General features: G+C 60.5%; 21 protein-coding genes. 13 read left to right on the plus strand and 8 right to left on the minus strand.

The annotated features are described in order from the left end of the window. Positions 1-249 precede the first annotated feature (249 nt). Both IVB46_RS21030 and IVB46_RS21035 read left to right on the plus strand, forming a co-directional pair. Positions 250-891, plus strand: a complete 642-nt coding sequence (locus tag IVB46_RS21030) for a glutathione S-transferase family protein (protein ID WP_208086031.1) — start codon at positions 250-252, stop codon at positions 889-891. 83 nt (positions 892-974) lie between these two features. After that, a complete protein-coding gene (locus IVB46_RS21035; protein WP_085401706.1) occupies positions 975-1,304 on the plus strand; it encodes a GcrA family cell cycle regulator in 330 nt (109 codons plus the stop codon). 310 nt (positions 1,305-1,614) lie between these two features. Here IVB46_RS21035 and IVB46_RS21040 read toward each other — a convergent pair whose 3' ends face one another. Continuing rightward, a complete protein-coding gene (locus IVB46_RS21040) occupies positions 1,615-2,508 on the minus strand; it encodes an ABC transporter substrate binding protein (RefSeq protein WP_247310085.1) in 894 nt (297 codons plus the stop codon). A 373-nt stretch (positions 2,509-2,881) separates the two neighbouring features. Here IVB46_RS21040 and IVB46_RS21045 point away from each other — a divergent pair, with 373 nt between their 5' ends. Next, entirely contained in the window at positions 2,882-3,295 is a 414-nt protein-coding gene (locus IVB46_RS21045; protein WP_247343403.1) for a hypothetical protein, read from the plus strand. 404 nt (positions 3,296-3,699) lie between these two features. Here IVB46_RS21045 and IVB46_RS21050 read toward each other — a convergent pair whose 3' ends face one another. The 3 genes from IVB46_RS21050 to IVB46_RS21060 all read right to left on the minus strand — a co-directional run bounded on the left by IVB46_RS21050 (position 3,700) and on the right by IVB46_RS21060 (position 5,799). Further along, positions 3,700-4,266, minus strand: a complete 567-nt coding sequence (locus tag IVB46_RS21050) for a hypothetical protein (RefSeq protein WP_247310089.1) — start codon at positions 4,264-4,266, stop codon at positions 3,700-3,702. Between the two features lie 27 nt (positions 4,267-4,293). Then, complete coding sequence (locus IVB46_RS21055) at positions 4,294-4,662, minus strand: hypothetical protein (RefSeq protein WP_166097275.1); 369 nt, start codon at positions 4,660-4,662, stop codon at positions 4,294-4,296. Between the two features lie 165 nt (positions 4,663-4,827). Next, the gene (locus IVB46_RS21060; protein WP_247310092.1) at positions 4,828-5,799 is read right to left on the minus strand and encodes a prolyl oligopeptidase family serine peptidase; all 972 of its coding nucleotides are present in this window, start codon (positions 5,797-5,799) and stop codon (positions 4,828-4,830) included. A gap of 120 nt (positions 5,800-5,919) precedes the next feature. Here IVB46_RS21060 and IVB46_RS21065 point away from each other — a divergent pair, with 120 nt between their 5' ends. From IVB46_RS21065 to IVB46_RS21080, 4 genes are all read left to right on the plus strand, one after another. Continuing rightward, positions 5,920-6,729, plus strand: a complete 810-nt coding sequence (locus tag IVB46_RS21065) for a LytTR family DNA-binding domain-containing protein (RefSeq protein WP_247310093.1) — start codon at positions 5,920-5,922, stop codon at positions 6,727-6,729. Positions 6,730-6,909: 180 nt separating this feature from the next. Further along, the gene (locus IVB46_RS21070) at positions 6,910-7,869 is read left to right on the plus strand and encodes an AraC family transcriptional regulator (protein ID WP_247310095.1); all 960 of its coding nucleotides are present in this window, start codon (positions 6,910-6,912) and stop codon (positions 7,867-7,869) included. A gap of 137 nt (positions 7,870-8,006) precedes the next feature. Further along, on the plus strand, positions 8,007-8,720 hold the full coding sequence (locus tag IVB46_RS21075) for an SDR family oxidoreductase (RefSeq protein ID WP_247310097.1): 714 nt from the start codon (positions 8,007-8,009) through the stop codon (positions 8,718-8,720). Further along, the gene (locus IVB46_RS21080; RefSeq protein ID WP_346016138.1) at positions 8,686-9,810 is read left to right on the plus strand and encodes a DUF561 domain-containing protein; all 1,125 of its coding nucleotides are present in this window, start codon (positions 8,686-8,688) and stop codon (positions 9,808-9,810) included. Before IVB46_RS21075 ends, IVB46_RS21080 begins: the two co-directional genes overlap by 35 nt. A 200-nt stretch (positions 9,811-10,010) precedes the next feature. On the opposite strand, the gene IVB46_RS21085 is transcribed toward IVB46_RS21080, so the two are convergent. Beyond that, entirely contained in the window at positions 10,011-10,433 is a 423-nt protein-coding gene (locus tag IVB46_RS21085; protein WP_247310099.1) for a DUF805 domain-containing protein, read from the minus strand. A 245-nt stretch (positions 10,434-10,678) separates the two neighbouring features. Here IVB46_RS21085 and IVB46_RS21090 point away from each other — a divergent pair, with 245 nt between their 5' ends. Next, positions 10,679-11,437 carry a ThuA domain-containing protein gene (locus IVB46_RS21090; RefSeq protein ID WP_247310101.1) on the plus strand — a complete coding sequence of 253 codons (759 nt, stop codon included), beginning with the start codon at positions 10,679-10,681 and terminating at the stop codon, positions 11,435-11,437. 25 nt (positions 11,438-11,462) lie between these two features. Here the strand turns inward: IVB46_RS21090 and IVB46_RS21095 are convergent, their stop codons facing one another. Beyond that, positions 11,463-12,350 (minus strand): haloalkane dehalogenase, encoded by an 888-nt coding sequence (locus tag IVB46_RS21095; RefSeq protein ID WP_247310103.1) that lies wholly within the window; start codon positions 12,348-12,350, stop codon positions 11,463-11,465. Between the two features lie 317 nt (positions 12,351-12,667). On the opposite strand from IVB46_RS21095, the gene IVB46_RS21100 reads away from it, so the two are divergent. Further along, positions 12,668-15,535 (plus strand): winged helix-turn-helix domain-containing protein, encoded by a 2,868-nt coding sequence (locus tag IVB46_RS21100; protein ID WP_247310106.1) that lies wholly within the window; start codon positions 12,668-12,670, stop codon positions 15,533-15,535. 225 nt (positions 15,536-15,760) lie between these two features. Here the strand turns inward: IVB46_RS21100 and IVB46_RS21105 are convergent, their stop codons facing one another. Then, positions 15,761-16,411 carry an NAD(P)H-dependent oxidoreductase gene (locus IVB46_RS21105; protein WP_247343406.1) on the minus strand — a complete coding sequence of 217 codons (651 nt, stop codon included), beginning with the start codon at positions 16,409-16,411 and terminating at the stop codon, positions 15,761-15,763. Between the two features lie 71 nt (positions 16,412-16,482). Here IVB46_RS21105 and IVB46_RS21110 point away from each other — a divergent pair, with 71 nt between their 5' ends. The 3 genes from IVB46_RS21110 (at position 16,483) to IVB46_RS21120 (ending at position 19,046) form a co-directional block, all read left to right on the plus strand. Next, positions 16,483-18,036 (plus strand): PLP-dependent aminotransferase family protein, encoded by a 1,554-nt coding sequence (locus IVB46_RS21110; RefSeq protein ID WP_247310110.1) that lies wholly within the window; start codon positions 16,483-16,485, stop codon positions 18,034-18,036. 127 nt (positions 18,037-18,163) lie between these two features. Beyond that, positions 18,164-18,619: a carboxymuconolactone decarboxylase family protein gene (locus IVB46_RS21115; protein WP_247310112.1), complete on the plus strand. Its 456-nt coding sequence runs from the start codon at positions 18,164-18,166 to the stop codon at positions 18,617-18,619. A gap of 106 nt (positions 18,620-18,725) precedes the next feature. Beyond that, a complete protein-coding gene (locus tag IVB46_RS21120; RefSeq protein ID WP_085401694.1) occupies positions 18,726-19,046 on the plus strand; it encodes an SMR family transporter in 321 nt (106 codons plus the stop codon). Positions 19,047-19,256: 210 nt separating this feature from the next. Here the strand turns inward: IVB46_RS21120 and IVB46_RS21125 are convergent, their stop codons facing one another. Further along, entirely contained in the window at positions 19,257-20,486 is a 1,230-nt protein-coding gene (locus IVB46_RS21125) for a cupin domain-containing protein (RefSeq protein ID WP_071915263.1), read from the minus strand. A 223-nt stretch (positions 20,487-20,709) separates the two neighbouring features. On the opposite strand from IVB46_RS21125, the gene IVB46_RS21130 reads away from it, so the two are divergent. Beyond that, positions 20,710-20,979 carry a hypothetical protein gene (locus IVB46_RS21130; protein ID WP_247310114.1) on the plus strand — a complete coding sequence of 90 codons (270 nt, stop codon included), beginning with the start codon at positions 20,710-20,712 and terminating at the stop codon, positions 20,977-20,979. The last annotated feature ends 295 nt before the right edge of the window (positions 20,980-21,274 follow it).

A 21,274-nucleotide genomic window follows, 5' to 3' on the forward strand; every position in this document is an offset into this window, starting at 1 on the left:
CAGCCCTCCAAGAGCCGACCACCCATGAATCATTGAAAAATTGATTCGGGAATCCTATAAATCGCGATGAAATCAACAATCTGCCAAAGTAGTGCTAGGCCGTGAACCCATAAAGCGAGGAGGACCGGCGTTGCATGATGCCGAGTATTCGACGAACCTTGTGCATATCGCGTCAGAGCGATAGCAGCAGGTGTGGAAATCTCGCTCCTGCGAATTAAGGCACTTAAGCCAACGTAAGGACGCTCAACTATGCTCACCGTCTATGGCGAAGGTCGTGGGTTCCGTGTCGTTTGGCTGCTCGAGGAATTGGGTGTGGCTTATCGGCTACGCCCGGTCGATCTGTTCGCTATCGAGAATGATCCCGATTTTCTTGCGATCAACCCCGCCGGCTTTATCCCGGCGCTGCAGGACGGCGAGATGATCATGGTCGAGTCGATCGCGATCCTCGAATACCTGCTCGCCCGCCACGGCCCGAGCCCGCTCGCCGTCGCCCCGGATGATCCGGCTTTCGCCGCCTATCTGCAATTCCTCCATTTGGGAGAGGCCGGGCTCGCTGGACCAATGAATGCCGTCATCGTCGGTCGCGCATTCGCCCCCGCAGCAGAGCGAAACGCCCGGGTCACAATCTGGGCACTGGAGACCTTTCATAGCCGGCTGGGATTGGTCATCCAGCGTCTCGCAAATCGTCCATTTCTCGCCGGTGACCGGTTCACTGCTGCTGACATTTCAGTGAGCTACGCACTCCTGCTTGGTCTGCGAACCAGCAACTATACCCCGGGTTCAGTCGAGCGTGCCTATCTCGCCCGTACGACGACACGCCCCGCCTACGCCCGGGCGATGGAAATCTGCCAAGCCACCAAGGCTTGGGCGGAGAGATCACCGGCGTTGTAGAGCCAGGTCGTGAATCCATAGAAGGGATTCCCGCGAGCGGCCTGGACTAGCCAGTGTCGGTCAGTCCGCGCTATAATCTCTCCATGGGCTGGGATGCGAAAGACGTAGCGCTGCTCAAAAGGCTCTGGGCCGCAGGACAGAGCGCGGCACAGATTGCGCGCCGTCTCGGGTGTAGCCGTAACGCGGTCTGCGGGATGCTAACCCGTTCGGGCTTGAAGCGTGGCCACAAGCCGCCAACAGCAAGACCCAAGATAAGGCCGCCCCCGAAGCCAAGGCCGGCGTCGTCGGCCGCCCTGGTACGTCGAGTAGAGAAGAAGGTGTCGCGAAGCACCGCAGAGAGGCAGCAGCCCAAGGAATTCAGCAAGCAGCAGCTGTACGCCATTCTAGCTGAGGCGGTCAGGAACACGGGCTAAGCGTTAACCACGACGGGCGTTACGCTCCGCGTCCGTGCCCTGGTCCAGCTCGAACGGTTCGGCTGTTGTGAACATTCCTCAGGCTGTGGTCTGCTTCGGGTCAATCGCGTCGGTTTGGTTCTCGCGAGACGACTTCCGGTCAGCCCCAGTGAGCGGACATCTTTAGTACCCCTCGCCAGGTCTCAAACGAGCCAGAAGCGGACTCATGCAATGCAGCAAACAGCATCGTCTCACTCGATCACCTTGTCAGCGCGCGCCAATAGAGCCCCCGGAACCATCACACCCATCGCCTTAGCGGTCTTGAGGTTGATCACCAGCTCGAATTTCGTCGGCTGTTCGACCGGCAGATCGGCAGGCTTCGTGCCGCGCAAAAGGCTCGCCGCAAATCGGGCAGTAAGGTCTGCCAAGTGATCGGAGGATGGGCCGTAGCCGATAAAGCCACCTTGCTCGGCCGCACTCCCCACTGATACATGGTTGGAAGGCGCAGTGCTGCAACGCGTTCCATGATCAGCGGACCATTGCCGTCGAGCATCCCGGAACCAAGAACATTCAGCGCCGTGGCCCCCGATGCCTGTGCCCTATCGATAGTCGCGACAATCTCCTCGGCTCTGGTGACGCGATAGATTGAAAGCTCGACGTTTTTTGCGCGCGCCGCTTCTTGCAGGGCGCGCGTCTTCGCCTCAGTTGTTAACAAGCTGGTATCGGCGAGAGCCGCCATGCGGTGAATTCCAGGCACGGCTTCGATCAGGATTTCCTGTCGCTTGCCGTCAAGGTCAGCGCCGAAAATGCTGATCCCCGTGATATTGCCATCGGGCCGGGCGAACGATTTTACCAAGCCCTCCGCGACCAAATCGCCTGTGATCCCAACGATGGGAATGCTCTTGGTCGCCTGCTGTACGGCGTCAGCTGCCGCGCCTGAAGCAGCATAGATGACATCGGGTTGGGCTATGACCAGCTCCGCCGCATGTTGCGAAAGCAGATCGATATGAGGTGCAAAGGCGCGGTAATCAATCGTGAGGTTTTGGCCTTCAATGAAACCAGCGCGCCGTAGGTTGTCGAAAAAACGTACGTTAAAGTCAATGTCGCGAGGATGCGGAGACAAGCAACCCAGGCGATAGGTCCGTCCCGCTTTCTGGGCCAGCGCTGCGAGTGGCAACGCCACCACCGCGCCGCCGATAAGCGTGATGAAACCGCGCCGTCTCATTGGAACCCCCAATGGAAAACGCCTCGTCCATGTCGAAGTCTAGCACTTCAAGACGGGACGCCGATGAGAACAATCGGCCCGGTCGCTGCGTCCAAATGTCCGAGATGGGTCAAAAGCAGCAGTGGGCGGCAAGCTGTATCGGCGTCCGGTTTACCCCTGACAGCCGACATGACACGCGCTCAATTGACCTTCGGCTAAGGGCCATAAGCGAGCGCGGCAAAACATGCCAGCGCATGCTCCGGCAAATGCTATTGGTCCACGCCTGGGCGGGGTTAACGCTGCGCCGGAGAGCCAGAAAGTCCTTGACGCAACAGAACACCACGGATTTGGATCGGTCGGAAGACCTTGATTGGACGATGGACGGAGCCGACCCGTGGGATTTTTGCTGAGAATTATGCTCGTAACCGCTCTCGTGAACCTTGCTCCAGCCGTCGCCCAGGCGCCGAAGAAAGCCGTCGCTTCTCCTGCCTTGCAGAAGGAATTCGATGGCTTCATCGAGAAGTTTCGCGCGGCGCTGAGGACAAACGATTCCGCCGCCGTCGCCGGTATGACACGATTGCCGTTCATGAACGACAGCGCAATTCGCGACGCCGCGCAATTTCGCGCAAAGACCTATCCGACCTCGTTCACGGCGAAAAATCGCGCGTGTATCCAGCGCGGCAAGGCCGTCTACGATCGCAATCAGGAGAACAATGACAATTACTTCGTCTTCTGCGGCGAGCTCATCTTCGTCTTTACCAAGACGCCCGCGGGCTTCCTTTTTACGGAGGTCGGCGCGAATGACTGATCAGGCAACAATGCTATCCACTGCCGCCGGACGTATGATCGGCGCCTCGCTCAGCGACGTATTGGATACCGCAACCTAGGCGATGGGCCGCACTCATCAACGGAAAGACTCGCCGCGAGCACAACGAGTCGGCTCCAGCTCCCCATTAACGGACATGCAAACGGACAGCGGCGACTTCGCCTTCGGGGCACACCCGGAAGAACTCGGGCTGAGCCTATCAAGTCTGCTTCACCCCCAAGGAGCGGACATCTAGCGGACATGCCGGGTCGACCGCTTGGGGCCACAAGCGGACCATCTGACCCAAATTACGAACAGAAGAAGAGCCCAGCTGTGGTGGGCTAGGCTCTCGTTCAGCGATTGATGCCGCCTCAACAACCATCTTTACGGCGACATCGGGTTCAGGATCATTTGATTTCCCAGGACGTGTTGTGCGGGATGTCCATCGCAAAATAATCGCCAGAGCCAGCCAGCGCAGGCATAGCTATGCACGCAAATGGTTCGCTTCCGGTGATGCCCTTATACTTACCGGTGCCGCCGGTGATGATATGCGTTCCACAATCCATCTTCGGCTGGGCCTTGTCGAGGTCTCGAGTATCGAAGGTCGAGAAAATCTTGTCGCCGTCGCTGTCGGCGAGCACGCAAGCGCCGTCAATGTATTTCTTGTCTCCGGACGCGACGTTCAGCGCCACGCAGCGTGCTGACATCTTGTCCAGCATCTTCTCTCCCTTCATGTTTTGAGTGGTCCCGACCGCCTCCAGCGTAGTGGCCTTGCCGAGTTCGGCGGTGTCAATGCTCATCAAGGGCCGAAAAATAAAGTGCGTCACATAAGGAGTAGTCCCCTTCTTTTCAATCGGCTCTCCCGCGACAGCCGCGGGGGCAAAGGACACGAGCGCTGCAGCAAAAGCCGTTGCTTTGGTGAGTCTCATCGCTGCGGTGACTATGGGGACTATGCGCACGTTGATGGAGTTCATGAGTGCCTCCTTAGATCAAGCGGCGGTTCAGGTCTCCGCCGTGAACTGCCGCGAGTTGAAATCGACCTGCGTATGCTTTCTCCTGTCAAATCGAGTTTGCACGCCGGCGCCGAGCGTCAACGTGATCATGCTTTCTTGATGCTTCGCCTTGGACTGACGAAGTATGTGGGGATGGTGGCTCCAATCATCGGTTTTGACCTCAATACAAGGCTCGACCGAACGACCTGGAATATTAGCATAATAGCATGGAACGCGGCGAACGTCAGCGTCATGCCCGGAATATGCAGCGCGCACCGTCAGCTGTCCTGACCGAATGCGCCGTGAAAAATGCAATTCTCCTGTTGTTCGGATGAAGCACGGGGCACATGGGTGCAGCGGCTCTGTGCCGCTCTTCATGCTTTGCGTCGTTCCGCTTGCAACTCAGGAGGTGAGCATTGAGTCACGTCGATTTCCACAGCCACCAATATCCGTAATGTCCGCTTCGGGTCACGAGGGGACGTTCGCTCTGAGCGCGGGAATGTCAACTAACGGCCAAGAACGGACATCCCACTTCAAAATCTGCTACTGCAGCGTCCGCTTGAAGAAGGCGACGATGTCGTGATCGAAGCGCTCATGAAACGCAGCGCGGTCGAAGCCCGGCTTGCTTGTGCAGATTGCCGGCATGCGGGTTGCCAGGTCCGCAGAGCACGGCTTCAGAAAGTCGTAGTGCCCGGCGTCAGCCACGACGTGCGTCTCGGGTGGCGTCGGCAAAGCGAGCCGAACGGCTTCCGCATAATAGGGGTGTGGTAACACTTGATCATCCTCGGCCCGCCAGAGCTGCACCGGCTGGAGAACCGCCGCCAGACCGTTGGTCCCGAAGGCAAAACCGAGAGCGGGCGCGGCGGAGACCACCGCCTTAAGTCGCGGATCGTGGGTCCAGACGATATCGCTATCCGGCAGCAACGGGTGCTCTTCCATGATCTGACAGTCTTCGAAGGCGGGATGCGCCTTGCAGTGACTCGGGAGGGTCCGAAGGTCCGGCTCGCCGCCGGCGGCCGCCAGCACCGTCAAGCCGCCAGCCGAGAAGCCGAACGCGCCAACGCGATTGGCATCGAGGCGCCCGTGGTCGCTCCACGCGGCCAGCATGTAATCCGTGAGCAGCTTCAATTGCCGTGGCCGTTCCCAGATTGCGGTAGGACGGCTTTGGTCGCGCCAGCTATCGCCATTATGCGTAAGAGCGGCGACGACGAACCCTGCATTGGCCAGGGCCGTGGCGGTGTCGAGGTGCCCGGCATAGGAGCCTCCGTGACCGTGAGATATGACCACCAGCGGAAGACCGGTGCCCTCAACCGGCGCGTCGCGGGCGACCATCTGTTGATCGGTCTCGACCGCCTCCAGCTTCGGGGTCATCTTGGTCGGATACCAGACGCCCACCTCGATAGGTGGGCCTTGCGGATCGTCGATGCTGAAATGCCGGAACCCGACCGCGGCGTCGGCCTGGCCGGCGGTGACCGCGATGAGTACGGCGAAAAAATATGCAATCGTGTAGCGCATGGGAACCTCTCGGCGAGTGGGACGCCAAGGATCCAGCAAACGGCACAGGCCTGCGCCAGCAATTGTTCGCCAACGGGCGAATGGGTTCGCCGGCGGGCAAACCGCCACTATAATGGCCTTATGAGCGAAGCGCGCCGGAGTGACTTTCTGCGGGATTGGGCCGTTGACCTCGCGATCGCGAGCGTCTGCGCCATCTTTTTCGGCCTGATCGGACCGTTTGGTAGCTATCTGAACGGACCGACCTGGCAGCGCGTGGTGTTTCAACTCGCCTGCTTCTTACCCGGAATCCTCCTTTTCGGATCGCTCATCCGGGTGGTGCTGCGGCTCCGCCTGAACCCGGCGATGACCTGGATGTCGATCTTCCTCGGCGTCGTCATCCTGAACGCGCCATTCCAGATCTGGGTCGTGTCGATCGCCGTATCGATATGGCCTTTCCTGAAAATCTTGCGACCACTCGATTGGTACTTGCAGGGGCTGATCACCGCCTTACCGATCGTGCTGGGTTTCACCCTTCTCATGCAGGCCCGGTTACATCGCCGGCAACAGGCCAAGGAAGCCGGCGAAGCGCCGCCAACCGCTTTCGGGCTACTCGGTGCGCCACCTTCCGCGGTGCTTTGCCTGCAGATGGAGGACCACTATGTGCGCGTCCATACCGCCGGCAACTCTCGCCTTGTACTGGCAACGCTCAACCAGGCGATGATGGCGCTCGGAAATGCCGATGGCCTGCAGGTACATCGCTCCTGGTGGGTCGCGAGGAGGGCGGTTGTGCGGGCCATTACCGAGGGCCGCAATCTGCGACTGCAGCTCGTCAATGGAATCACGGCCCCCGTCGCCCGGTCAGCCGTCGCCATCGTGCGGGAGGCGGGCTGGTTGACGAACGAGAGCTCGACGGGAGGCCGCAGCCCCGAAACAGAAATATTGCCCCTATGACGGAGGTCATGTCCGTTGTGGGTCAAAAGCTGGCGGTCGGCAGCAGTGTGGCAATGTCGGTTGGGGGCCAACAACGGAAGTGAGCGGCTACACTGCCTGATCGCAGATGCGTGATAGGGCGGGGGCGAGAGTTGCGGTCAGCCACGAGTCCGACCACATTAACGCCGTCGAGCCCGCAGCATGTCCAAAGGTGACGCCGGCGTGGATTTATTTGGCCGAAATCAGGAATTGACATCTCGGCCGACGCCGTCAGGCGAACGCAGCTCCAATAAATACGGCGTCGCCGGGCTGCTGGCCTCATCCGCCACGCGAGGTTGGTCAAATCTCACGGCAGAGCTTCGCAGCCACCGCGGTACGGTTGCCTGGAATAACCCCCAGCCTGATGCCGAGATCTGCGTTGATGTGCGCGGTAGTCGGTCCGTTGTCACGCGTCAGCTGGACGGGGCCATCGACTCGACCATCTCCGAACGTGGAACCATCTGGTTTCGTCCGGCCGGCGTGCAGGAAGGCCTGATCGACATGTCCGAGCCGGTGCCCGCGATCTTGCATCTTTACCTACCGACCGGTTTGTTCTTGTCGCATGATCTGGGTGAAGGGTTCGACGCGACGGCGATCGATTCACTCCGCCGCAAGGGCGGCTTCCGCGATCCACTGCTTGCCGAGATTGCCTTTGCCATCATGCTCGAACTGGAACACGAGACGTCCGCGGGCAGGCTGCTCGCCGAAACCCTGGCATTGAGTCTGGTGGCAAGATTGATCCAGAACCATGCTGCGCCGCGGTCCGGCCTGGTCATGCCGGCCGCAGGGGAAGGGCTCGACCGACGCAGATTGGCGCGGGTGCTCGACTATATCGAAGCCAATTTGGAGGGCGATCTGACGGTAGCGCGGCTGGCCTCGGTTGCCTGCCTGAGCGAGTTTTATTTCGCGCGCGCGTTCAAGGCCGCCATCGGCAAATCGCCGCATCGGCATGTCAGTGCAAGGCGCCTCGAACGCGCCAAGGATCTGCTCTGCAATGCGGACCGGGCGTTGGTCGATATCGCTCTCGGGCTCAGGTTTTCGTGCCAGGCCAATTTCACCCGCGCATTCCGGCGAGCGACGGGCCAGACACCGGCGCAATATCGGCGAAACCGGCTGGCTTGACTTTGTTACCGATGTAACGATCTGCATCCACCGACCGCAGGAAATGACAATAGCTGAGCAGGCGATGCAAAGCGGCATTGCCTCGATCAGGGTAACTGTTCGCCCATCCATGCACTTTGCGTGAAGGAGAAGCGAATATGACGTCCGAACGGAAGGTTGCCATCATCACCGGAGCATCGCGCGGCATTGGCGCAGGATTGCTCGAGGCCTACCGGGATATCGGCTATCACGTCGTTGCCAGTTCTCGTTCGATCGGCCGGAGCGACGATCCGTCGATGCTCGCGGTCGATGGCGATATCGCCAGCGCAAAGACGGCCGATCGCATCGTGGAACTGGCCATCGAGCGCTTCGGACGGATCGATACGCTCATCAACAATGCCGGCCTGTTCATTGCGAAGCCCTTTACCGAGTATTCTGAGGCCGACTTCGCCAAGATGGTCGGGGTCAATCTCGCGGGCTTTTTCAATCTGACGCAGCGGGTGGCGGCGAGGATGCTGCTCGCGGGCTCGGGTCACATCGTCAATATCACGGCCACGATCGCCGAGCAGCCGATGGCGTCCCTGGCGGCGGCGCTCGCGGCGCTAACCAAAGGCGGTCTCAACGCGATCACCCGCTCGCTCGCGATCGAGTACGCAAGCCGGAATATCCGTGTGAATGCCATATCACCTGGCGCGATCGCGACCTCAATGCATGCGCCGGAGGCGCATGGCTTCCTCGCAAGTCTGCAGCCGATGGGCCGCATGGGCGAGATACAGGAGGTCGTCGACGCCGTGATGTATCTTGAGCGAGCGGCTTTCGTCACTGGCGAGATCATGCATGTCGATGGCGGCGCGTCCGCCGGCCACTGGTAGGAGGTGTGCGATGTGGTCTAACCGACGTCTTGTTGAATTGTTCAAGATCGAGCATCCGATTGTGCTGGCACCGATGGCCGGATTGGGCACGGTAGACCTTGCAGCCGCGGTCTCGAATGCCGGCGGCATGGGCTCGATCGGCTGCGCTGTCTTGACGCCTGAGCTCATTGCAAAGACCGTTGCCGAGCTACGGCGACTGACGAAGAAACCAATCAATCTCAACTTCTTCTGCCACGATGCGGCAAAGGCGGACGCCGCCCGCGAGCGTGCCTGGCATGAGAAGCTTTCGTCGTATTATCGCGAACTGGGCATCGCCCCCGCAACGGCTGCACCGCGCCTCGATCTCGCTCCGTTCGGCGATGCCGCGTCCGCCGTAGTCGAACAGGTCCGGCCGGAAGTGGTAAGCTTTCATTTCGGTTTGCCCGAGCCCGGATTGGTCGATCGGGTCAAGGCAGCTGGCTGCAAGGTGATCTCATCGGCGACGACAGTCGACGAAGCATGCTGGCTCGAAAAGCATGGTGCCGATGCGATCATCGCTCAAGGGTACGAAGCCGGAGGACATCGAGGCTTATTCCTCGATTCTGACAGCGAGCGCGCGATCGCCTCACAGGCCGGCACGTTCGCCCTTGTGCCACAAGTCGCTGACGCCGTCAGCGTGCCCGTGATCGCAGCCGGCGGGATCGGGGATGGGCGAGGGATCGCAGCGGCGTTCGCACTCGGGGCCGCCGGCGTGCAGGTGGGAACCGCCTTTCTGCTTTGCGCCGAGTCGGCAACGCCCCCGCTCCATCGCGAGGCCCTGCGAAACGCGCGGTTGAACCGGACTGTCGTGACCAACGTGTTCTCCGGGCGACCGGCGAGGGTTCTGGTCAATCGCCTTGCCGCCGAGATCGGTCCCTGGTCGGACGCGGCGCCGGACTTTCCGCTTCCCATGGGCGAACTGTCGCCGCTGCGTGCTGCGGCTGAGCAGAATGGAAACTCCGATTTCACGCCACTCTGGTCAGGTCAGGCGGCGGCGCTTGCCCGCGAGATGCCCGCCAGAATGTTGATGGACGTCCTCGTGCGGGAAGCCACCAAGTCTGGAGGCAGCTGATGTCCGGCTTGGGATACCAACCAAAGTCCGAATTGGGTCGAAGTCCGGCGTGGTTCGCTGCGGATCGGCGCGCCGGGTTTACCCTGCGAAGCCGACCTGTCGTTGGGGAGCGCTGTCGGCAGGGATGGGCCATCAGCAGACATTGCGGCTGACTTTCGCGCCACCGTTCGAACGCCCGGCCGGTCTGCTTTGGGGGCGCGCTAGACGCGCGTGCGCGGTAGCGAGGTCGAGCCGAACCGATTGTCGCCAGGCCGTCCGGGAAATGCACTCAGGATTGCCGCCAATAAAAGATAAGGAAGCCAATACGGAATGGTGAGCGCGTCGACGAGGAGAGGAATTGCGAGGATTGTGAGCGCCCACCAACCCGAGATGTTGAAGTCATGTAGTCGCTTCACAAGGATTGCAGCGAGCGGCCAGAGCGAGATAAAGAGGACAGCCTGGACGATGGGCCAGTCGAGCGGAGGGTTGACGCTATAGTATTGGGGTCCTGAATCAGTGAGCTTCCTCGCGACGCGCACGACGAGCATGTCGACTAGCACAAGTCCCAAAAGTCCCAATCGAAATTCCTGCGGACCGATGCGGCCTTTCATGGATAAAAAATACCAAATGAAAGCTGAATGCATGCGCCTCCGAGATCATCCTGTCCGATAGCTGTCGTGCAACGCTTAAGCAGCATAGGCTATTCAGCCCAACACTATCCCAATAGATAACCTAAAATTGTGCGCACGGGCGGACAATCGCCGACAGTCACAATAGGATCAGGCCAGCAGCGTTGCATAGGACACGAGAGGGCGATGCCCCCCGGTCGGCGCTGGGCCGATCTGTGCTAGGCTTCTTCAACACATGGTTGGTTTTGGCGGAGGCGATTGTGAGGCGACGTGAGTTCATCGCGCTCCTCGGCGGCGCGGCGGCGATCCGACCACTCGGCGCGCATGCGGAGCGTCCGCGAGAGCGCATCCTCTATTTCACATACTCCGCCGGCTACCGGCACGATGTCATACCGCTTTCTAAGGTTATCCTGACCCAGCTCGGAAGCCATTCGGGTGTTTTTGAAGTCACTGCAACGGAAGACACGTCTGAATTTTCTACCGAAAACCTCGAGCGCTACGCAGCGGTGATGTTCTATACGTCAGGAGAACTTCCGATGAGCGACGCGCAAAAGAGAGCTCTTCTCGACTTTGTGCGCTCGGGCCGCGGTTTCCTCGGCGTTCATTCGGCGACGGACACATTCTACACTTGGCCGGACTATCTCGATCTGGTCGGCGGCTACTTTAATGGTCATCCTTGGCATCAGGCCGTGAAGATCGAGGTGGTTGATCCCGGCGATCCCCTGGTGGCTTTTCTCGGGAATTCGTTGCAAGTCGAGGACGAGATCTACCAAATCAGCGACTTCGACTATCGTGGTTCACGCGTGCTCCTGCGCCTCGACCCAAGCTCGGTGGACCTTGGCAAGACCGGCGTACATCAACGATTCTATGGCTGGCCTCTCACCTGGACCCGATTCTATGGCGAGGGACGAGTATTTTACTCGGCGCTAGGCCACGAGCCGTCAGTTTGGCGGGACGCCCGCTACCAGCGAATTCTCACGAACGCTATCCTGTGGTCTATGCGAAGGTCGCCTTGGTAGACGCCGCGGCACTTCGCATTTGCGGTCAGCCCAACGCCTCCATCCAGCCGGCGACGGCCCGTCCGATCTCGTCCGGCGAATCTTCCTGGACAAAATGGAGTCCCGAGATCGTCACCTCGGTCTGTGCCGGGAGGCTGCGGGCCAAATCGAGAACCGGGCCATGGGCGAGGATCCCACCGGGCTCCGCCCTCAGGAACAACTTGGGTATATGGCTCGTCTTAAGCCAGTCAGCGTAGGCGGTTACGATCGCAGTCACGTCGGCGGGCTCGCCCTCGATGGGGATTTGCCTTGGCCACGTCAGCGTCGGACGCCGGCCCTCGCCGGGCTCGGCGAAGGGCCGTTGGTACTCCGCCATATCCTCGTCGGACATTTTGCGAAGGATGGCTCCCGGCAGGATATTCTCGATGAAGAAATTGTCTCGCAAGACCATTTCCTCGCCTTTCTCGGAACGCAGCCCCTGCAAGGCGTGACGCATTTCGAACTTGTCCCAGTGGTCCCAGTATTGCGGCCCCATGATCGCCTCCATGTACGCGATACCCTTCACGGCCTCGCGGTGGCGGTTGGCCCAGTCGAAGCCGAGCGCCGAACCCCAGTCATGGATGACGAGGGTGACCCGTTCGCGCACGTCCAGGGACTCGAGCAGGGCGTCGAGATAGCGGCGGTGCTCCACGAAGCGATACGAGTTGGGACCGCTGTCAGGCAGCTTGTCGGAATCGCCCATGCCGATCAGGTCGGGGGCGATGCAGCGACCCAGCGGCTTCAGGTGCGGCAACACATTGCGCCAGAGATACGACGAAGTGGGATTGCCGTGCAGCAGTACGATGGGGTCGCCCTTTCCCACCTCCACATACGCCATCTCGCGGCCGAGGACCCGCCGCCGCTGCTTCTTATAGGGAAATGCCGCAGAGATCATGTTCGCTCTCCCGTTTACATGTGGGCGCAGCGAGACTGCGAAGCCTGCGCAACAGCGCGCCGCTGGGCTCGAGAGTGATCTTACTAGGGCCCTGCATCAATCGCTTGCCCGCCATTGATGCTGTTGTGCTAATCTTGCTCAGAAGATCACCCAAGCAGATGCTGGGTATCAAGCCATTGATATGCCGCGCGTTAAACGGATGGTTCGACGGGCCTTGCCCACTGCCCAGATCAACGTTTAAGCTGATTTCCTGGCGCGGTTCCCTGATCTGATGCTGAGATTTTCTTAGGATTACTCAACCGACGGGGCAGGCCGTGATGGCCGAGCAAGGCCTACGAGCCGTCTATGAGTCGAACGGGTGGGAGATCGATCTTACCCAGCGTGAGCTGCGGTCCCGAGGTGTTTCCGTTCCGATCGGGAACCGCGCATTCGAGATTCTGGAGATTCTGGTTCAGTCGGGCGGCGAGCTTGTCACCAAGCGCGATCTTATAGATCGGGTGTGGCCGGTTGCGACGGTCGAAGAAAACACGCTCCAGATTCATATATCCGCCATTCGCAAGGCGCTCGGCGCAGATCGCGAGTTGTTGCAGACCGTGTCCGGCCGCGGCTATCACCTGCGCGGCATCTGGACCATGCGGCCAGCAACCGGACCGGGACATCCACTCTACCTAAAGGAAAGTGCGTCGGCGCAGCCGTTAGCGTCGACCAACCTGCCGCAGCCGGTTTCAGCGTTGATCGGCCGCACCGCCGAGGTCGAGGAAATCTCGAAGCTTGTCCGTGCCGGCCGGCTCGTCACCCTGACCGGGGCGGGGGGCATCGGCAAGACACGGCTCGCGCTCGCGGTCGCCCGTGAACTGCTGCCGCATTTTCCAGAGGGCGTGTGGCTGGCCGAGTTCTCGCCGCTCGCTGATCCCAGTCTGGTTCCCATAGCGCTCGCTGTCGCGATCGGACTCAAGTTCGGCGGAGGTGAAATTTCGACGCAGCGCGTGGCGCTGGCACTGGCAGCGCGGCGCTTGTTGGTGGTGTTGGACACCTGCGAGCATGTGATCGACGCCGCGGCGAGGATGGCTGAGGGCGTGCTGCGAGCCGGATCCTCGGCTCAGATCATCGCAACCAGCCGCGAGCCGCTCCGGGCCGAGGGGGAGCAGGTCTACTGGGTGCAGCCGCTCTCGATTCCGACGGAGGACGCGGACGATCTCCTGGAATACGGCGCCGTCAGACTATTCATCGAACGTGCACGAGCAACCGAGGCAGGGGCGGTTCTGGATGGCTATCAGGCAAAGACGATCGCGGCGATCTGTCGGCGTCTTGATGGCATACCGCTCGCGATTGAAATGGCGGCGGCACGTGTCACGGCACTCGGTGTCGAAGAACTCGCCGCTCACCTTGACGATCGCTTTCAGCTGCTGACCGGAGGGCGGACGGCGCTGCCGCGGCACCAAACTCTGCGGGCGACCTTCGATTGGAGCTACGAGCTACTGACTGAGCCTGAGTTGGTGCTCCTCCGCCGGCTCGCGGTCTTCGCCGGCGCCATCGACCTGGAGGCGATCTGCGCGGTGGTAACGGGCGCCGGGATCGCTTTGCCGGACGTGGTCGATGGAATTTCCAGCCTGGTTTCGAAGTCGCTGGTTGTGGCGGAAATCGATGCCACCACGGCGCGCTACCGCTTATTGGATACGACCCATACGTATGCCCTCGAAAAGCTTGACGAGAGCGGGGAACGGGAACGGCTCGCACGTCGCCATGCCGAATATTACCGGGACTTGTTCGAGCGGGCTGAAGCGGAGCTGGAGATGCGCCCCACGGTCGACTGGATGGGCGACTATGGACGGCACATCGACAACCTGCGCGCGGCGCTGGGCTGGGCCTTTTCACCCAGCGGTGACGTGCAGATTGGCGCGGGGCTGACCGCGGCCGCAGTGCCCCTATGCGTCCACTCGTCGTTGCTGGAGGAATGCCGCGGCCGCGTGGAGCGGGCGATCGCCGCCCTTGGGGCTGCCGTCAATGGCGACGCGCGCCTCGAGATGAAGCTGTATACCGCGCTCGGTACGACCCTGATATTTGTCACCGACGCGAAAATTCCCGCGCTCGGCGAAGCCTGGACAAAGGCGCTGGAGCTTGCAGAGAGGCTTGACGATGTCGAGCACCAATTGCGGTCGCTGCTAGGCCTGTGGTTCTTTCACCGGGTTGCCGGCCGCCTTCGCGCCTCCTTGACCGCCGCGCAACGATTCAGCGCTCTTGCGGCAAGCCGGTCAAATTCCAACGATCGGCTGATCGGTGAGCGATTGATCGGCATCTCGCAGCAATGCCTCGGCGATCAAGCGAGCGCGCGGTATCACCTCGAACGCATGCTCGCGCACTATGTTCCTCCAGTCCAAAAGTCGCGGATCAGCCGTTTCCGGAGCAACCAGCGGGTGACCGCCGGCGCCTTTCTGGGCCGGACCCTATGGCTGCAGGGATTTCCGGATCGCGCAATGCACGTCGCCGAAACATACCTGCATGAGGCATCTGCCAGCAGACACGTCAACTCGGTGTGCTACATCGTCGCCAACGCAGCATGCCCGATCGCGCTGTGGAGCGGCCATATGGATGTCGCAGACCATTACGTGACAAGGCTGATCGACCTTTCGACCAGGCATTCGCTGATGCGCTATGTTGCCTTTGCCCGCAGCCATCAAGGACTGCTTGCGATCAAGCGCGGAGATACCGCCGGCGGATTGCCGCTGCTGCGGTCAGGCATCGACGAACTCGGCGACGAAGTCAACGCATCGCATCGCTATTTCCTGTTCGTTGGTGAGATGGCGGAAGGCTTGGGGCGCGTCGGGCAAGTGGGCGAAGGACTTTCGGTGGTACACGATGCGATCGCGCGCGCAGAGGAGACCGAAGAACGCTTGAGCATCGCCGAGCTGCTGCGCATCAAGGGCGAACTGCTGCTGTTGCAAGGTGCGCCGGACGCTGCGGCAACGGCCGAGGATCAGTTTTACCAGGCGATGAAGTGGGCGAGCCTGCAGGGCGCTCTGTCCTGGGAACTACGCGCCGCCACAAGCTTGGGACAGTTGTTTCGCGATCGGGGACGCCCGGCTGAAGCGAAGGCGCTGCTACAACCGATTTACGACCGGTTTACCGAAGGTCTCAACACCGCCGACCTTAAGCGGGCAAAAGGTCTCTTGCGTGATCTCGGTTAAGTCAATCTCCGTTCTTAGCGAGGCTCTGATGTTTGGGGGAAGTTTTGCTTGCTCAATTGAGGAGGCAAGTACCTCAGCTTCCCGGGGCGCTGTACTGGTCTCGCTGGTAGGGAATCCCGCGAGGTGCAGGCGTCCCCCAGCTTCCGCGCGAAGCGGCAGCGTCTGCTCAGGGCCAGGAACGGACGTATCGGTGGCCGAACTGAGCGCGGGAAGGCCGTTGCCCGTTCATACAGCTTGCTGAAACACCCCCGTTGAATTGCGCGCGAAACGGAGGAAGAACCTCTGCACTGCCTGATCCGCCTTGGTTCGGGCTGCGACCAATGCATCAGGACCAAGGGCCGATCCTTCGACGGAGAAGAACGTCAAATCATGCAGCCCGATGGTACCGAGGATAGCTTTTAGATACGGCGTGACAAAATCGGGCTGATGCGCGCGATCGCCGGAAAATCGTCCGCCCGAGGACACTGAGACAAAAACCGGGCGGTCGCGCAACGCCCCCAGTTTTCCTTGGGCAGTCACGTCGAACGTTCGACGGACTCGAACGACGTGATCTATCCACGCTTTGAGAGCGGCGGGCACGGTGAAGTTGTGCATTGGAGTTGCGATGACGACGAAGTCCGCGCTCTCCAGTTCCTGGATCAGTTCTTCGGACCGGGACATGGAACCCTCGACAAACATTTCCAGGTACGATCGCTCGGTCGCGCCAAGAGCAGTTGCGTAGCTTTCGTCGATATCGGGGACGCCGCTGATCGGTCGGATTATGACGGTTGCCGTCGGCTCGCTATCCAGCAAGTAGCCGACGATTTTCTGAGATAGCCTGTAACTCTCCGAGGCTTGCCCGCGGGGGCTGCAAGTCAAATGCAGTATTTTCGTCATCTGCTTTCCAATCTCTGCTGTCCGAACTCTGATCATCAGCAAAGAGCAATTTCGGCCTGCATCCAAGGACCATGAATGAGCTTCGCGACTGGTCCATGATTTTCCGGCGCAGGCTTGACTGCCGTCGCGTGCGAGAACTGGAGACCGATCCGAATCGTTATGGCATAGTGGGTTTTTCGTTCATCGAAAGATCGGATCGGGCCATGCCTGCCGCGAATCCCCGAAAGCTCCCGCCGCTTGATCCGAAGGCGGCAGCACCGTTCTACCGGCAGATTTACGATCGGTTTCGCGACGCTATCGCCACTGGAATGTTGAAGCCTGGTGACCGCATTCCGTCGGCACGGGCGTTGACCAAGGAATTGGGGCTGGCCAGAGGTACCATCGACACGGCTTATTCCTTGCTGGCCGCTGAAGGGTATGTCGAGGCGCGCGGGCAGGCAGGAACCATTGTAAGCCCAGACCTTACGCCGCGAATATCCATTGCGAACCCGACGCCGCGAGCGGATCCCCGGATGGATGCAGTCAGTTTTCGTCCGGATTCCATCCTGCCATTCCAGATGGGTTTGCCCGCCCTGGATGCGTTTCCCCGGAAGATCTGGGCGCGCCTTGGCGCGCGTAGTGCGCGGGCCATGCAGCCTTCCGATATGATCCATCCCCCTGTGTCCGGCTTGCCTTCGCTGCGTGCTGAAATCGCGAGATATCTCCAGGTCTCGCGTGGGATCAACTGCTCGCCGTCTCAGGTGTTCGTTACCTCGGGATACCGCCAAACCGTGGAACTGATCGGTCATGCCCTGCTGAAGGCGGGCGATCGCGTCTGGCTCGAAGACCCGGGATATCCGCCCACGCGAGAAATTTTCGAATATATGCAGATCGAAGGCATCTCGGTGCCGGTCGATGCGGAAGGCATGGTCGTTTCCGATGCCGTCAAGTTCGCGCCCCGGGCGCGCGCAGCGGTGGTCACGCCTGCGCATCAGAGCCCGCTCTGCATGTCCCTGTCGTTACCCCGGCGTCTGGCGTTGTTGGACTGGGCCGCGCGAAACAAGGCATGGATCATCGAAGACGACTACGATGGCGAATACCGCTATGTCAGCCGCCCACTCCCTGCATTGAAAAGCCTCGATCGTGACAGGCGGGTGCTCTATGCGGGTACCTTCAGCAAGGTACTTTTTCCAGGCATGCGGCTGGCCTATCTCGTCGTGCCGGAAGCGCAGGTCGAGCGGTTTGAGGAGGTCACCGAAAGCCTTTCAACTGGCTCTCCGGGGCTTACGCAAACCATCGTCACTTCATTCATCGCCGAAGGACATTTTGCGCGCCATATCCAGCGGATGCGGAGGCTCTATGCCGAGCGCCGCGCGGCAACCGCGGCGGGGCTGGAAAGCGTGCTGGGAAAAAATGTGCGAATAGATTTACAGCCGGGGGGCATGCACCTGATCCTGCGTCTGCGAGGCAACCGTTCAGATCGCCGGCTCGCTGCGAGCATGCGGGAACAAGGCCTGTACGCGGAGGCACTTACGGATTGGACGAGGCGCAATGATGGGGCTTCCGCCCTTCTTTTGAACTTCACGAATATCGCCTCGCGGCGCACGGCCGAAAATTTCGGACGGCGCATTTTGGGATTGATGTGACTGAAGCTCGAGCGTGATCTGCTGGATTATGGAAATCATGGCCCAGCTACAAACGCCTATCATGGACCTTCTTGAATAGGCCAAGATGCGAAACGATGGAATCCTTCAACCAGATGAGGATTCAATCATGAACAAGCGCATCGATTACGCCAAGGCTTCACCGGAAGGCTTCAAGGCTTTTGGAGGGGTCTACGTCTATCTTCAAAAAAGCGGCCTTTCAAAGCAACTTGTCGATCTCGTCTATCTGCGGGTTTCGCAGATCAACGGCTGTGCCTACTGCATCGATATGCACTCCCGCGACCTGCTCAAGTCTGGCGTCGTCGCGGACAAGCTCGTGCTGGTGCCTGTGTGGCGAGACGCGGGGGAAGTCTTTAGTGAGCGCGAACGCTCTGCGCTGGCCTGGACCGAAACCGTGACGCGGGTGGCCGAAACTGGCGTTCCCGATGCCGACTACGAGGCCGCCGCTGGCGAATTCAGCGACAAGGAACTCGCTGACCTCACCTATGCCATCGGCCTGATGAGCGCGTTCAATCGATTGGGAATTTCGTTCCGCTCGATTCCCGCTGCCGCCAGTAAGGCTTGAGGCGCCCATCAGCAAGCATGTCGCGCATGGAATCCTCCATGCGCGTCCAGCCCCTCACAAGCGGCCCGGCGGTAACGCCCGGTGACCAGCGAATGGAGTGACTCACATGGCATGGATGATATTGGCCTCCGCCGGCCTTCTCGAGATCGGATTCGCCTTCGGCATGAAGTGGTCCGCAGGCTTCACTCTGCTGATACCCGCGCTGTTTACGGCTGCCACCGGTTTGTCGAGTATCTTTCTTCTCTCGCTGGCGCTCCGCACACTTCCCGTAGGAACGGGGTACGCGGTCTGGACCGGTATCGGTGCCGCGGGTACCGCCGTTCTGGGTATCGCAGTGCTGGGCGACTCTGCGTCGCCGGCGCGGATACTTTGCATTGCTTTGATTGTGGCCGGCGTGATTGGACTAAAGCTTGTCTCTGCAAACTGAGGATGCCACTGACGCTCGGGTGCCCGTTTCGGCCTGACCGTTTGATGCTAAGGCGGATCCGGCGACCACCAACGCAGGGCGGCCTAGGTCGGAACATTCATGGGGTTCTCCTTCTGCAGCCGGAGATGGCGCAATCTTGCCGGCGGTCCGCCAGCGGCCTGCCCACCGGGCGCCGGACGAGTGCGCCGCGATGGGCTCCGACTTAGGCGGTTATTCCGGCACGACCAGAGCCTTGTTCGTGCGCAGCGCGCTCATCACCTTCGGATCGAGTTTGAGATGGGCTTGCACCAGTCCCGGAGGTGTTGCCGCCATCCAGGTATCGAGCGAGAAATCGATAAAGCGGTCACTCTTGAACGTCTCGAGAAATCGAAAGTTGGTCGAGCCGGTATTCTCGAGATAGTGGCCCATCGCCACCGGGACGTAACCAACGTCGCCGGCCTGCAGATCAAATGTGCGCGCCTGCCCCTGGCCGGCAAACACACCCATGCGCGCCTGCCCCTCGATGACGTAGAGCCACTCGTCTCCGTTAGGGTGCCAGTGCACCTCGCGCAATCCGCCGGGTTCGAGTTCAACCAGGGCCGCTGCGGTCGTGGTGCTGATTGGAAACAAACGGGAATCGGTGATCCGCACCGTTCCGCCCTTCGTCTTGATGGGCACCTGCTCCATCATCCGCCACGTGTAGCTCGTCTCCGACGCCTTTGCGCCCGATATGGCTTCCGATCCGAGCGGCCCCGGCAACGGAGCCAGGAAAATATAGCGCTCGCTTTCATCGGGGGTGTGGCCGAACAGCGAGGCAGGCACTCCGAAATTCTTGCCCAGCACATCGGTCGGTATGCGCTTGAACCAGTCGTTGAGCAGGAAGGTGTTGTCTTCGTCGAAATCGCCATCGTCGAACACGAGAAGAAATTCGCAGCCGTCGGGGCCGAGGCCCTGGATCGAGTGCGGGGTTCCGCCCGGGAAGAACCAGAGATCTCCGACGCCGACGTCATCGACGAAATAGCGTCCCTCGGAATCGACGGCCGTCACGCGAGCCGTGCCATAGAGCATGTAGGCCCATTCTGACGCCTTATGCCAATGCAGCTCACGCACACCGCCCGCGTTCAGGCGCATATTTACGCCGGCCATGGACTTGGCAATGCCTAGCTCACGCTGCGTGACCTGGCGGGTCCAGCCGCCCGGCTCAAGCCGCATATGGGCGTCCGAGAACGAGAAGCGCAGGTTCGGCAAGGTACCATGATCAGTCGACGGCGGAACCAGCAGATCCGGGTTCTGCCGATCCCGCATGAGATTGCGCGGACCGGGATCGGTGCCGCCGTGACCCGGTCGCTGTGGCTGAGGAATCGCGCCGTCCGCGGTTTGCGCGTGCGCCAGCCCAACGCTCGTTAGCAGACCTCCGGTAGCGGTCGCTGCCAACATATGGCGACGAGAAATGGAATCCATGCGCGGTCCTCCCATGATTCCAGGCTACAATGCTTCTGCGCACGCTATCAAAGCAGTACACTTCGATATTTCTCGTTAGCACGAGTTCCAGCGGCTTCGGGCAGGGCGAGCGCCAACATTGGCGCTGTCCGCCTCGATGCTTCGATAACCGTATCGGTTTTCGAACCAGGCCGTTGACCCATACCCCCGCTGCGATCGACGAAAGACCCGGGATCACGATGCGGTGCTCTATGCTCGTACGGATGCCATCCACGATGCCTTTGGCGGACAGTTCGCTGCCTTCACTAAGGACGGCGAGGACAACAAAACGCTGTTCGCAAAGACTGGAAAATTGCCGATGCCGGTCCTGGCTATCGGTGGCGATCACTCCTTCGGCACATTGATGAACTCCGACTTGGCCGATGTCGCGCGCGCCGTCAAAGGTGCTGTCAAAACCAATGCGGGCTTTTTGCCTAATTGTCTCCAGAACTGCTTGAGGTCAGCTTTGGGTTAAAAGAAGTCCTCGGCTGAACCGATCGGGCAGGTCAGCTATGGGCCAGAAGCGGACGACGAGACCGAGCGTCTTGGCATCCCCAAGGCCAACGATAAGCTCGAACTTCTCCGGCGGCTGCGTCCATCTGGGCTTGCCTTACGAACCCACTGACTACACGCTACCCAAATGAGCAGATTCCACGCCCGAGGTAAGGTCATGATCGGCGCCACGGCACTCCGTGCGCTTGTGCTGACTGCAGCTTTTTTCGCGGCGTTGTCGCCGGCCACCTGCCTTGGCGAAAACAGCAACCGCTTGC

This window comes from Bradyrhizobium sp. 61, from assembly GCF_023073075.1.
Taxonomy (GTDB): domain Bacteria; phylum Pseudomonadota; class Alphaproteobacteria; order Rhizobiales; family Xanthobacteraceae; genus Bradyrhizobium; species Bradyrhizobium barranii.

Coding starts and splice junctions, on each gene's coding strand:
- IVB46_RS21030 (WP_208086031.1), top strand. CDS start 250: ATGCTCACCGTCTATGGCGAAGGTCGTGGGTTCCGTGTCGTTTGGCTG.
- IVB46_RS21035 (WP_085401706.1), top strand. CDS start 975: ATGGGCTGGGATGCGAAAGACGTAGCGCTGCTCAAAAGGCTCTGGGCC.
- IVB46_RS21040 (WP_247310085.1), bottom strand. CDS start 2,508: ATGAGACGGCGCGGTTTCATCACGCTTATCGGCGGCGCGGTGGTGGCG.
- IVB46_RS21050 (WP_247310089.1), bottom strand. CDS start 4,266: ATGAACTCCATCAACGTGCGCATAGTCCCCATAGTCACCGCAGCGATG.
- IVB46_RS21055 (WP_166097275.1), bottom strand. CDS start 4,662: ATGAAGAGCGGCACAGAGCCGCTGCACCCATGTGCCCCGTGCTTCATC.
- IVB46_RS21060 (WP_247310092.1), bottom strand. CDS start 5,799: ATGCGCTACACGATTGCATATTTTTTCGCCGTACTCATCGCGGTCACC.
- IVB46_RS21065 (WP_247310093.1), top strand. CDS start 5,920: ATGAGCGAAGCGCGCCGGAGTGACTTTCTGCGGGATTGGGCCGTTGAC.
- IVB46_RS21070 (WP_247310095.1), top strand. CDS start 6,910: ATGTCCAAAGGTGACGCCGGCGTGGATTTATTTGGCCGAAATCAGGAA.
- IVB46_RS21075 (WP_247310097.1), top strand. CDS start 8,007: ATGACGTCCGAACGGAAGGTTGCCATCATCACCGGAGCATCGCGCGGC.
- IVB46_RS21080 (WP_346016138.1), top strand. CDS start 8,686: ATGTCGATGGCGGCGCGTCCGCCGGCCACTGGTAGGAGGTGTGCGATG.
- IVB46_RS21085 (WP_247310099.1), bottom strand. CDS start 10,433: ATGCATTCAGCTTTCATTTGGTATTTTTTATCCATGAAAGGCCGCATC.
- IVB46_RS21095 (WP_247310103.1), bottom strand. CDS start 12,350: ATGATCTCTGCGGCATTTCCCTATAAGAAGCAGCGGCGGCGGGTCCTC.
- IVB46_RS21100 (WP_247310106.1), top strand. CDS start 12,668: ATGGCCGAGCAAGGCCTACGAGCCGTCTATGAGTCGAACGGGTGGGAG.
- IVB46_RS21105 (WP_247343406.1), bottom strand. CDS start 16,411: ATGACGAAAATACTGCATTTGACTTGCAGCCCCCGCGGGCAAGCCTCG.
- IVB46_RS21110 (WP_247310110.1), top strand. CDS start 16,483: ATGAATGAGCTTCGCGACTGGTCCATGATTTTCCGGCGCAGGCTTGAC.
- IVB46_RS21115 (WP_247310112.1), top strand. CDS start 18,164: ATGAACAAGCGCATCGATTACGCCAAGGCTTCACCGGAAGGCTTCAAG.
- IVB46_RS21120 (WP_085401694.1), top strand. CDS start 18,726: ATGGCATGGATGATATTGGCCTCCGCCGGCCTTCTCGAGATCGGATTC.
- IVB46_RS21125 (WP_071915263.1), bottom strand. CDS start 20,486: ATGGATTCCATTTCTCGTCGCCATATGTTGGCAGCGACCGCTACCGGA.